This window comes from Sporosarcina gallistercoris (genome assembly GCF_014836415.1).
Classification (GTDB): Bacteria; Bacillota; Bacilli; order Bacillales_A; family Planococcaceae; genus Sporosarcina; species Sporosarcina gallistercoris.
The window spans coordinates 261,324-274,139 of sequence record NZ_JACSQY010000001.1 but is presented as its reverse complement, the minus strand read 5'-3'; the positions used below and the strand labels follow the sequence as shown (position 1 = coordinate 274,139).

At 38.0% G+C, this 12,816-nt stretch carries 10 protein-coding genes and 1 pseudogene; all 11 read left to right on the top strand.

The window, feature by feature from the left end:
• Positions 1–91: 91 nt before the first annotated feature.
• Positions 92–229, top strand: a pseudogene (locus H9659_RS15710) (JAB domain-containing protein); the annotation flags it as partial.
• Positions 229–474, top strand: a complete 246-nt coding sequence (locus H9659_RS01450) for a hypothetical protein (protein WP_039041558.1) — start codon at positions 229–231, stop codon at positions 472–474. The pseudogene H9659_RS15710 and the gene H9659_RS01450, both read left to right, overlap by 1 nt.
• 896 nt (positions 475–1,370) lie before the next feature.
• On the top strand, positions 1,371–3,599 hold the full coding sequence (locus H9659_RS01445) for a hypothetical protein (protein WP_191688135.1): 2,229 nt from the start codon (positions 1,371–1,373) through the stop codon (positions 3,597–3,599).
• A gap of 1,050 nt (positions 3,600–4,649) precedes the next feature.
• Positions 4,650–5,600, top strand: coding sequence for a hypothetical protein (locus tag H9659_RS01440; RefSeq protein ID WP_191688134.1), 951 nt, complete (start codon positions 4,650–4,652; stop codon positions 5,598–5,600).
• 620 nt (positions 5,601–6,220) lie between these two features.
• On the top strand, positions 6,221–7,114 hold the full coding sequence (locus tag H9659_RS01435) for a tyrosine-type recombinase/integrase (protein ID WP_191688133.1): 894 nt from the start codon (positions 6,221–6,223) through the stop codon (positions 7,112–7,114).
• Positions 7,115–7,118: 4 nt separating this feature from the next.
• Positions 7,119–7,949 carry a tyrosine-type recombinase/integrase gene (locus tag H9659_RS01430; protein WP_191688132.1) on the top strand — a complete coding sequence of 277 codons (831 nt, stop codon included), beginning with the start codon at positions 7,119–7,121 and terminating at the stop codon, positions 7,947–7,949.
• Between the two features lie 15 nt (positions 7,950–7,964).
• Positions 7,965–8,843, top strand: a complete 879-nt coding sequence (locus tag H9659_RS01425; RefSeq protein WP_191688131.1) for a tyrosine-type recombinase/integrase — start codon at positions 7,965–7,967, stop codon at positions 8,841–8,843.
• Between the two features lie 19 nt (positions 8,844–8,862).
• Positions 8,863–9,693 carry a tyrosine-type recombinase/integrase gene (locus H9659_RS01420; protein WP_191688130.1) on the top strand — a complete coding sequence of 277 codons (831 nt, stop codon included), beginning with the start codon at positions 8,863–8,865 and terminating at the stop codon, positions 9,691–9,693.
• 534 nt (positions 9,694–10,227) lie between these two features.
• Positions 10,228–11,580 (top strand): IS1182 family transposase, encoded by a 1,353-nt coding sequence (locus tag H9659_RS01415; RefSeq protein WP_191688129.1) that lies wholly within the window; start codon positions 10,228–10,230, stop codon positions 11,578–11,580.
• 138 nt (positions 11,581–11,718) lie between these two features.
• Positions 11,719–12,147: a hypothetical protein gene (locus H9659_RS01410; RefSeq protein WP_191688128.1), complete on the top strand. Its 429-nt coding sequence runs from the start codon at positions 11,719–11,721 to the stop codon at positions 12,145–12,147.
• Between the two features lie 120 nt (positions 12,148–12,267).
• On the top strand, positions 12,268–12,753 hold the full coding sequence (locus tag H9659_RS01405; RefSeq protein WP_191688127.1) for a hypothetical protein: 486 nt from the start codon (positions 12,268–12,270) through the stop codon (positions 12,751–12,753).
• Positions 12,754–12,816: the final 63 nt, after the last annotated feature.

The following is a 12,816-nucleotide window of genomic DNA, read 5'->3' as shown; positions in this document are numbered from 1 at the left end:
CTTAATTAGGAGTAGGTTTGTTTTTGTCGAAAATTGGTCACATTAATTTTGGTGTTGAGTCAGAAATACTGACAAGTATCCTTTCAGCAATCCTACCCCAAGTCCGGAAAACATAGACGTCCCGAAACGGTTGAAAGAAGCAGGAGACAGCATTGGAATTGATGTGCTAGACCACCTCGTCGGAGGAGAAGACGAGGTGGTCTCTTTGAAAGACAAGGAGTGCATATGATGACTAATCAGATTTCAAGAGAAATGGAATGGTTTCTACGATCCTCAGAGATGAATTTTAATGTTGCGACCAATTGGAAGACGTTGCAGTGGAATTATTTTCGTATTTCGTTTGGTATAACTCAGGTGTATCACAAGGACAATTGTAGTGTAAAGCGTCAACAAACACTGGGTGAATATTATTTAAAAACATACACGCATTTGATTCCGGAAGATGTGGAAATTTTAAAGTATGACGAATTATAATTGACCATGCACATAATCAAAGGCTTTAATGATTGATAAAAGAAAGGATTGCTGAGGTGGTCCTTTTTATGTGGATAATTGTTAGGTTTCTTCTCCAACTATCGGGTGCTGCAGAGGTCACAGTACCTTTCTATTAAATTCGAACATGCATATACCCCATATCATCTTCTGCCAATACGGGCAATGCTATGGGGTATAGTTGTGTTTATTATGGATACCATAAATGGATAACTCCTAGAAGAGGATAGGAGTAGATCTCTGTTTCGCTTTAAGGATTTCTAATCATCTTTCGCTCATGTTAGTCTAAGAATGATTCCCGCCCGCGAGTATTTTTTATTTTCAATTGAAATCTCTTCTGTCAACATGCAGTCATTTACGAATGATGATACCATCATCTTCCACAACTACTTCCTTAGGAGTACCGGTATCAATATTCAGTCCACGTCTTCACTCCTATGGATCAGAATTCATCCTAATCATCGACGTTACGAGACATTCCTAGATCTTTCAATTTTCATCCCGTTTTTCGGATTCACCTACTAATAGAAGTGGGATTTAAAACCTATTTACTTTTAGTTCTCTCTTCGGGTTCTTTATCCATTTTCCTTAACACCTCTCGTTGTTCATCCTGCGAAAGGTTGGTATAGAGTACTGTGGTTTCTATCGTACTATGCCCGAGCTGATCGCGAAGACTCACCTTAACGTGATTTTTAAAAAAACGTCAAAAGCTCCAATCCCTTGTCGCACAAGGGATTGGAGCTTTTTTGTAATTAACAGATCGACCGGAAAAGGCGATTAACGCTAAAGGTCTTGAAGTAACATTTGACCAAGCAATCGACACTACTAAAGCATCAATCGTTGTTAAAAAAGGTAATGTTGTTGTAAACGTTGATTCTATGAAGTTTTCAGATGACAAAAAATCTGTAGCTATCAATACAACATCTAAGCTTACAAAAGGTGAGTACACTGTAACTGTTACAGGTCTTTCTGATAAGGCTTTGACAAGTTCAGTAACAGTAGCAGACGAAAAAGTTGCTAAAATCAACGTTCTTTCTGAAACAGCTCCTTTAAACCCGACTGCTAAAGCAATCGGCGGAGTTTCGTATCAAGCAAACGAAACAGCTTTCGTTAATTATGAAGTGTTGAACCAGTATGGGGAAAAAATGACTAACCAAACAATTAACTGGACGCAATCAACTGGCGGTAAAGTTGATGTTGCTACTCCAGGACAATTGATTATTGGTAATACTGCATCAGCAGGCGTTAAATTTATTCCAGGTAATAAGGTCTTCTTGACAGGTGTTCATGCGAACTCTGCAACAGTAGTAAACGCAGAAGTTACAATTGGTTTAGAAGCAAAAGCAGCAACAACTGAAATTAAAGGTGTTTATAACACTTCAACTAATAAGTTAGAAGCTCTTCCAGCAGGATTTGCAGCGAATAAATATGTATTGTTATTCGAAGTAAAAGATCAGTATGGAAATAAGCTAGCTGCACCAACTTTATCTGAATTGACGTATCTGTCAAATAATCCTTTATTTGTAGCTCAACCTACTACAGCTAATGCAACAACAGTTACCATTGATGACGTTGTTTATCAAGCTATCGAGTTGGCTCCAGGATCACAAGCTGCTAAAGGTGGTACAACGGATCTTCAATTGATTTCAAACAACACAGGTAAAGTTTCGAAGTATACTATTACTGCAGACGCATTGCCAGCAGTATCTAGCTTCAAATTATCTACTCCAGAGAAGTTGATTGCTGGATCTGAAAAAGTGGAAGTTCCATTTGCTGCAGTAGACCAATATGGTAACGCGGTAACTAAGCACTCTGCTTTAACAGGTGTTACTTTAAGTTCAGGCTTAACACTTGAAAAACAACAAGATGGTTCTGCAAAATTATTCTACACAGCACCTTCAAACGCAACTACAAATGACGTTATTACTACTCTAACATCATTAGTTCCGACAAATGGTGATTACTCTAACGTTCAAATTACAGTTAAGCCAAACGCAAAAGGTGAAGCTGTTATTGGATTGAATAGTGAAGTTTCTACTAACGTCGCAGCAGGTAACGAAGTTAAGTTTAAAGGTGAAGACCTTCTAGTTCAAGACCAATACGGTCGTACTTTAACTAAAAAGCAAGTTAACGACTGGTTAGATGCTTCAACAGTTGAAAACTCAATTGTTCTTCAATCAGATATTGCTAATACGACAATTCAAGTAACATCATCTGATGTTGTAGCTGATAACGCGTTTGTTTATGCTAATGATTCTACAGACGTATTCACAGTAAAAGCTACAGTAGCTGGGACAGTTAATACTGAAAAATTAGTATTCTCATTAGCACCAAGCACTGCAGCGGCTACACCAGTTGCATCTGAAATTGTTTCAGCAAGCTCTAAATCAGTAACATTCACACGTGTAACTCAATCAGAGTATGCAAGTTATGAAGTTGCAGACCTTGGAGTAATGTATAATGATGGCGTAGCAACAGGATCTGCAGCAGCAGGATATGATGTAACACCTAAAGTATATGGTGTAACTGCAGCTGGAGCGAAAGTATTATTGCCTTCATCTAAGTATACTATTACTACAAACGGTAAATTGGATACTGCAACAGCTGGTAAAATCAAAGATCTTGCAACGCTTGGTTATGTAGCAGGAGATTTCAAAGATATTAACGGTGTTGCTAAAGACATCCCTGTTAAAGTAACTATCATGGTAGAAGATGGTAATGGTGCGGCAGCAGCAACAATCGAAAAAGATTTAGTAGTGTCTAACAAAGCTGTAGAAGTAAATACAATCACATTTACTGATAAAGTTGTTAACGGTGGAGCATTTGTTGATGCAAATGGTACTAAAGCTATCGCAACATCAAGATTAAATGCAGTTATTGATGAACTTGAAGATCAGTATGGCGTTGCAAAAGTTGAAGCAGCTACTATTACAATTTCTAATGTATCTAAAGTTGATGGTTCTGCTCTAACAGTAGTTTCTAATGCTACTACAGCAACTAACATCACTGGCGCTGAAGCTGGCGATAAGTTTACTGCTACATTCAAGTATGCTGGTGGAAAAACTGCATCAGTTAACTTCGTAGTTAGCAGCACAGTTACTCCTTAATAAAAATAAACGAAACGTTACTATATAAGCTAGTTCGCTAGTGAAATTAGTGGAATATGCCTCATGGTTGGTGCTTTAACTAGTAGTCTTCCATGAGGTTTTATTCTAACTGTTACATTCCAATTATTCGGTGTAATTCCGAATCTTGCTAAACAGTCTTGATGCAAGTGCCTAATCCTCCTGGGTCCAATGATGCGCTGAGCAACTACGCAAAAGGGATTAAGTCAGGTAAAGTCGTACTCGGTAGTGCCGAGGCGGGGCTCTTTAAAAGACAACTAGGGTCAGGTAGACGAATCCATGTAGGCAGGGTGAGGTAGTGAGTGTCGCGAAATTAAGCTAGGGGTTCGGCACTCATCCTTCCATATGAAATGATGGAATGGAGATCAGTGAAATTGACTGTTAACCTGTTCTTTCTCACTCCTGGATAGTGGAGATCTAAGGTTGTCAAAACAAGGGATGGACGTAACGGAACGTTTGAAGTCTTAGTAGGCTAGGTGATTCAGCACCAGTGATCCTATTAAGATGGCAGCAGGTTCATAGTAGTGTGGATAGTTGGCCGTTTGTACTTGTAGGGTAACCTATGAGGAGGATAAAACCAGCAGGAGCGAAGGAACCTAGTCAGTGGTACGTATTCGAAAAGCTTATTTCCCTAAAAATGGCTTTCCAATAAAATAGTAGGATCAATCACTTGTGTGTGATTGATCCATCTATTTGCCAAATGTATAGGTATATTTTACGGATTCGAAAGAATCATTAAAATCCAAGGGAATTGGCAGGGAATGAATACTACTGTTGATGGCACGCCGTATGCGATGAAAGTCGCTTGTCCGGTGTAGGCCCTAATCGAAAGCTACAGTGATTGTAGTATAAGAAGGGAATAGCGCTGAAGATTTAATTAATGCTACATCAGGAACACATACTGGTGACTTAACGCTAAACGCAACAGGTGTAAGTACAACTAATTATGGTCCAGCAACTGGAACTAGAACGATTAATGGTAATGTTACGATAAATGGTAACTCAACTGGTACAGTTAATCTTAGAAATCTAGTGATTACTGGCGATTTAACAATTAATACACCAGGTGCTCACGTTACTGGAGCTATTTCTACATCAGTAGGTGGTTCTACAAACGTAACAGCAGTTAGTAACACTTCATTTGTAAGTCAAGCAACACATACAGGTGGAATTGTTGTAACTGATTCAGATGGTGCAACAATCGACTTAAGTGGTAATGCAGCAGGAGCAAACGTAACACTTAATACAGCTGGTCCTGTAACTTTAAAAGGATCATATACTGGTACTGTAACTATTTCTGATGCTGCAACAGTAGAAATTGCTTCTGGTGCATCAGTTTCTAATCTAGTAGTTGATGCTGTAGGTGTAAAAGTAAATAACACAGGTATTGTTTCTAAAGTTACTGCTAACCAAGACGTTTCTGTTGTAGGTACAAAACCTGTAGCAACAGAAGGAACGGGTACAGTTACAGAAGCTGCTAACGATGAGCAACTTACAGAAATCCAGAGCGGTAAAAGATTAGTAGGAGTAGCTGCTGGTATTGAAAACGGTACTACTCAAGATACTTTAGGTTATTTAACTAACCGTGCAGTTAGAGCAGGTAATACTGACCAAGTGGAAGTGACTTATGAAAACTTAATTAAACTATTCACTTTGGATGTATCTGCTATAAATACTGCGGGTATTAAAGGTCATAGATTTGACAAGTCTGAAGTAGCGATTAAAGATTTAGAAGTAGAAGTTCCAACTGAGTTAGGCGGTCTTGTTTTAGGTTTAGTTGTTGAGGGTGATGATTTAGTATTAAATAGTAATACTGAAATGTCTAAAACATTGTTTAACGCTATAAAAGAACAGGCAGATGCTAAAGAAGGAGTGCCTTACAAAATCACTATAACAAAAGGAACGAAAGACAAGACAGTTATTGCTAAAATTGCTTTTGAAATAGTAGATGGTAAGATAATAGCAAAACTAGAATCAAAATAATAGTGCCTATGCAACTTAGGATTCCGAAAATTTTGACTGGATATATTTCATCCCAAAAGATGAGAAATACTAATTTAACTTGGTACAAAGAGAAAATGTCCTTCTAATCGAGCAATCGGTTAGAGGGCTTTTCTTTTGTAAGCCCCTAATATAAAAAAAGCACTACCTTTCGGCGTGCTCTACAAATAGCCCTTCTCTTCAATAAATTGAAGACAAAAAACGCACCTGTGCACCAAACAATTCAAACACTAGTCTGACAATTAATTTTGTTAGGTTTAGGTTAAAAGGGAGAAGCCATTCAATCGGGAAATCAGTTGAATGGCTTTTTCTGTCCATTCTGTATTTATCCAACGTTAATCTATATAGAGTAATCCTGCATATAAAATCAGCAGACCTTATCACCACCATTGGATAAGGTCTATTTTAAATTGAAGGTATTGTAGATCAAGAAGTATGAACAAATGGCGAGCAGATGCAAAGTAAATGGTGAAGGAAAAAAGAAGTGCATTCCTGTATAACGAAAACTCTATTAAATGTAAGAGATGTATAAAAGATAAATAGACTGTCCATAATGAGATTAAGAGGCTACGAGACAAATAAAGAAAGGAGGCTCGTTACTAATGGTGAAGTCTGAAAACTACTGGATAAGCGAGCACGACGGAATTCAAAAAGAGATGTTACTCATTTTTAATGAATATCTGTTGAGCCTTAAACTTGAAAATAAGGCGAAAGCAACTATCACTAAATATCGAAGTATACTTGAAAGATTTCTAAGTGAGTGTGCAGTCCCTCTAGAAGAAATGACATCAGAGAACATCCTTCAATGGCTGACTGCTTACTCTATTGATAAAAAGCCGCGGACGATAGACCTTGTTCTTTCATCTCTTTCTTCATTCTTTACATTTTGCTTAGAGGAAGACTATATGGACGATGTAGTGATGAAGAAGAGATGGCGCCCGACGATTCCTCATTCACTTCCACAATTCCTTGATGAGTATGATTATGCACGAGTTAGACTAGCAATAGAAAAACTATCGATAAGGGATCGAGCGCTTGTACTTTTCCTGTTTTCATCGGGATGTCGTCGCTCCGAAGTTTCAAATTTAAATATAACGGATGTTGATTTGAAGAAAAGAACCGCTGAGGTCATAGGAAAGGGAAATAAAAAAAGAACAGTTCATTTTTCTGAAGAATGCTCATTCATCTTAAAAGCCTATCTTGAAACACGCACGGATCAGGAAAGTGACTACTTGTTTATCAATAAATTTGGAAACCGGTTAGGCACACAAGGCATTTATAAGGTGACTACTAGAGTTGGGACGCAAGCAGGGTTACGTCGTGCTCTCAATCCACATAGTTGCCGTCATACGTTTGCAACACGAATGCTTGCAAAAGGTGCGACGCTAGAATTTATCGCAGATGAACTAGGACATTCTGATTTAAACACAACACGTGGGTATGCGCGTATACCTACTGAAGACATGATTACGGCCTACCAAAATATGATGGGGTGAGAGCATGAACGAAGATGTTCAAATATTGTTTTTCAAGGATAACCATATGAAATTTAGTTCAGAAACCAAACGGAGTTATACAATTGCTTTGCGACAATTTTTCACCTTTGTTGAAAAACCCTATGACACAATTAAAGCAGGAGATATACGAGGATGGATGGTTTCAATGGAAGCAAACGGACTCAAGCCAAAGTCGATTCAATTGAAGTTAATTGCAGTCAAGACATTCTATCGTTACTGTATGGAAGAGAATTTGCTGAAGAAAAGTCCGACAGCAACAGTTAAGGCACCGAAAAAAGAAGATTCATTACCTTATTATCTCGATAAACGTGAACTCACCCTACTTCAAGAACACACAAAAGTGAATAAGCAAGAGCGTGCGATTGTGGAAGCTCTTTATGCAACAGGTGCACGTATTAGTGAATTACTAAACATCAAGCTATCTGATATCAAATGGGAGACCCGACAGATCTGGATTCAAAAAGGAAAAGGGAATAAGGAACGCTTTGTTCTGTTTACGCATGACTGTGAGGTTCGCTTAAAGGTCTACCTTGATGAGCGAGAGATTGAGAGTGAGTATTTATTTTGCAACACTCGTGGCAATCCTTTAAATCGAGAGTTTGTACAGGGGAAGTTTCGAGATTATAAGGATGCTTTAGGATTTAGAGTATCACCACATACGATGCGACATACGTTTGCTGCACACTTAGCGGAGAAAGACATGCCGCAAAGTTACATTCAAGAACTACTAGGGCATGTCAATATCAACAGCACTCGTATCTACACACGTCTTATGGAACATGCACGTAAGAGAAAATATGACCAATATCAATAGGAAGGAGTGGGGAAGATGAATTATTGGGAATTGAAAAAACCAATTACAAATCAAGAGAATCGCGATACCGGAAATGAATTTTTATTGAATTTAAAGCTGATGAATAAAAGTCAGGGAACGATTAGTCAATATAGGGATTATCTTGATCGCTTCTTTATGTATATAGAAGAAACCTATAGTGACTTAACCTCTGACACACTTCATGAGTGGTTTGTAAAACAGGAAGGTCATTTAACAGAAAAGTCATTGAGTCAGCGTATTGCTATCCTTTCCTCATTTTTTAACTTTTGTGTGCAGGAAGAGTATATTGAGCGTTCGCCAATTAAAAGTCGTTGGTATCCTCGACTTCCGAAACCAGTCCCCAAATACTTAGGGAAGTCGGATCTTGCAAAAACTAGGTATCAGTCTGAAAAGATGTCGATTCGAAATCAAGCAATGGTGGAGTTTATGATTAGTTCAGGTTGTCGAGTAGGGGAACTTCATAGACTCGATTGCTCAGATATCAATATGGAGAACCGAAGTGCTCACGTCCTAGGAAAAGGTGGGAAGATTCGGCAGGTTCACTTTTCAGAGAAGTGTAAAGTGCTTTTAGAACGCTACCTAGATGATAGAAGAATAGATGCAGCTGCGCTTTTTACAACAACAACAGGGAAGCGCCTTGGCATTCAAGCCATACGCAAGGCCGTTATTAAATTAGGGGAAGATGCTGGAATGGATACACGCTTACATCCTCACCGTTTTCGGCATACTTTTGCTACGGAATTACTTGCAAAAGGCGCAGATTTAGAATTTATTGGAGCAGAACTGGGACATACAGAGCTCTCTACAACGCAGATTTACGCACGATTACCTAAACGAAAGATTGTTTCTCTTTACAGGAAATACATGGGGTAAAAAAAGGAGAAGATAACGGATGAATGCACAGTTAATTGACAAATTTTCAAGTGAGTACAGCGTACGTTTAAATCCAGTGACGAATTCACTCTATAAGCGATTCGTCACCGAGTTTTTTATTTATAGTAATAAGTCGTATCAAGAAGTAACTGCCCGTGATATTAGGAACTATATACAAGCATTGACTGACAAAGGATCAGCAGTTTCTACCTGTAACACACGTCTATGTGGTTTGAAGCTCTTTTATCGTTTTTTGACAGAAGAAGGTCTAGTGGAAAAAGATCCTGCCAATCGTATTCCGCAGTCCAAAGTGCCGGATAGCCTACCGTACTACCTGGTGCCGGCAGAATTGATGCAACTACGAGAAATAGTAAGTAAGTTAGATGAGAGAGCAATTATTGAAACTTTATACAGTACAGGAGTTCGGATTAGTGAGTTAGTTGCAATGAAAAAAGAACATGTAGATTGGTCGGAAAGAATGATTCACATTCCATTAGGAAAACGTAAAAAAGGAAGGATTGTGCTATTCACAAAAGAATGTGAGGTTCACTTAAGAGCATACCTTGATAGCAGGAAAGACGTGCTGCCTAATTTGTTTGTTAATCCTTATGGGTACAAGCCATCCAGTCGATATACAATCCAAGCCCAATTTAGAAAATACGCGAATCAACTTGAAATAAAACTAAGTCCACACACACTGCGTCATACCTTTGCTGCACACCTTGCGAATAAAGGAATGCCGCTTGAATGCATTCAAACACTTATGGGTCATGAAAATCTGGAACAGACCAAATACTATGCTAGATTGTACGAACAAGCGCGTAAGGACATTTATGATGAATGGATGTGAATTTAATAATGAAGTGTGATTATAAAAGTATACCAACGGTGTGAGGAAAGGAAGTAAATAAACCATATTTCAAGCTATAATAATTCCTTATACAATATGGATAATTATACGATTTGCACTTTGAACAATCATACAACGGCAATACTACTATTTTATCCTATGATAGCTAAAATAGTTATTTCTTTATTTAAATTCATGAGAAACCATATCTCTGGGTATCTCACCGAACTTATGCAATATGGACCATTAAGCAAGTTGTATTTTGAACAGCCTAAGATCGTCAATGACGATCTTTTTTTGCATTGCATGTAAATTATAAAATGTAGAAAATACATTCCATAAGAAAATTTCTTAATGCTTTCAAATGGACAACTCTGGTATAATTTAAATAAGAAAGATTAATCATAGTGAATGAATTTCATAATCCTCAGCCCTTATATACCAAGGGTTTGAAGACGTCAAAAAAGAAGTACCTCCCCAAGTCTAGTATAATGGTAGTCGACTAAACATCCCAAAAGACTGGAGGTACTCCCTTTGACCATTATACGACAACAAAGCCTATTTGGCATTCAAGAATTATATGAGATGGAACCTACCCAACAATACCAAGAAATTATGGACGCAATTGATCTGGATGCAATCTTCTTTGAAGTCAATAAGAAAACCAGTGTTGGTGCACCTGTAGAGCTAAATTACGGTGCCATGATCGTCAGTTTTTTCATACGGTACGTGGAAAGAATTCCTACAATTAAAGGGTTGATCAAACGACTCGATCATGATCTGACATTTAAATTAAACTGTGGATTCAAGGTGTCAGATTCGACTCCTTCAGAATCATCATACAGCCGTCTTCTAACGAAGTTGAGTGAATCCGATATTGTGGAGCGTGTTCAGGAAAGGGTTATTCACACAGCGATTACAGAAGGATTTATTAGTGATGATACGGTCGCGATTGATGCAACTCACTTTGAAGCGCGTGATCAAGCGTCTCCTAAAGAGAAGGAACAAAAGAAAGAGCCCAAAAAACGCGGAAGAAAAACAAAAGAAGAGCGACCAAAATGGTTGGAAGAACAAGCGAAAGAACTGGCAAGTTTATCTCTTTATGAAAAGAAAATTGAAGCTCAGCTTGACGAGCCTCTCCACAACTTGCGAACAGAAGTCCCACAAGCCCCTAAATGGGGCATCAAAAAGAATAGTGAAGGGAAAAATGTCTTTTGGTTCGGTTATAAAGGCCATTTAGCAGTGGGTGCTTCCAGTCAATACATCCTGCAATCCTTACTATCTTCCGGGAATTTGAATGATGGAAAAGCCGCGATTCCGTTATTGAAAGGTCTGGAACAGTTCCACCTTCCATCCATACACCTTCATACGATGGATGCAGGATATGACTTCGAGCCGATTTATGAACAAATCCATCGGATGGGCCATCAATCAAACATTGCCTATAATAAGCGGAACGAAAGCGAAATGATCGGCTATGATGAACACTTTGCGCCGACCTGTTTCAGAGAACATTCCTATCGGTATGACAGCTATGATCCGAAGTACGAAACCCTAAAATACACGCAGCCTCTTGAGTGTAAAGAATGCCCGCTTGCCAACCAAGGACAATGCCAAAAAGTATATAAAGTCAGAATCACAACGGATCTTCGTAAATATACGGTGCCAGCCCGAGGATCAAAAGTTTGGAAGAAAGTTTTTAAGCGTCGAACCGCTGTCGAGCGTGTGAATGCTTATCTCAAAGAATTTTATCAGCTCAATAACGTACGATACAGAACCGGAAAAAGAGCAAAAGTCCATTTCAATATGATTGTATTGATTTATAACGCTTCAAAACTAGCAGCAGATCGAATTAATCTGTCACTAAAAGTTCAACAAGCTGCATGATTCCTGTTTTTTGAAATACAAATTTAGCATCGGGTAGGTCTTTGTATTTTTAAAAAGAGTAATTATGAAATTGATTCATAGTATTTTAAATTTATCTAATCTAAAAACGTATAAAGCATTCAAGATAGGAGTGTAGCCATGAATGGAAAAATAGATATTAATGAAAACTTAATAAAACTAAAAGGGAAAAATTATGACGTAACTCAATTAAGCCCAGAAGAATATGAATCCTTACTAAAATATACACCTGGGATTATTAATGCAATTAAGGGCATAGGAGAGTTAGGTTTGAAATCTCAAGAAAAAGCGTATAGCACAATTGAAAAGGCAATAGATATATTTTCTGATCAACTAAAGAACCCAAATTTAAGTGATGAAGCTAGAGATAAACTTAATGATCGGATTGAGCGTATGGTTGAAAAGTCTTACCAAAAGGACTCTGAATACAAAAAATGGACGATTGCTGTGGTTGGAACAGTAGTAGGAACAGTAGGAGGCGGGATAGCCTTAAGTAAAAGCCCAGAAATGAGAAAGACGGCATTAAAGTTACTGACCAAAATAAAATAAACCTTATGAAGCTCGATGCATTTATGTAATGTATGGTGATTTCAATAGGTGGAATTAGTGGGTAAATACTGAATGGCAACTATCCAATATTATAATTATGCTTAGGAGGTTAGAGAGTTAATGCCTGTTAGTAACAGCAAGCTAAGAAAACCAGATCCGTTTTTAATGAATGAAGATACCGTGAATATAGCTATTGCAGGATTTTTAAAAAGTAAAGGTTTTGATTGCGAAAGCCCTTTGACCGGTAGGCAGCGTGGGGTTGACGTAAAAGCGAGTAAGGGTAAAATCCAAGTCTTTGTTGAATCTAAGGGATCCCAGAAGAATGGGCTGAATAATGATGAAGTATTTGATCATGGTCAAATAGTTAATCATCTTGCCAGACAAGTACATACGTTGATGAAGTATGCAACACAGTATGATGGTGCGGATACTATTTATGTTCTTGCAAACCCGGATATTCAAAGAATTCGGGATGAGTATCATCGGATAGGTAAGATGGTTGAAAAAATGCAGTTTATTTGTATGTGGGTTCAACAAGATAGCAATGTAGTAGTTGAAAGTCCTGAAGACTTGAACGAAATGCTTCGAGATTTGAACTTATTATGAATAGATGAAACTTGATTTTCTTTACTAATAATCGACTTATCTTTCGCGTCTATATGATGATAA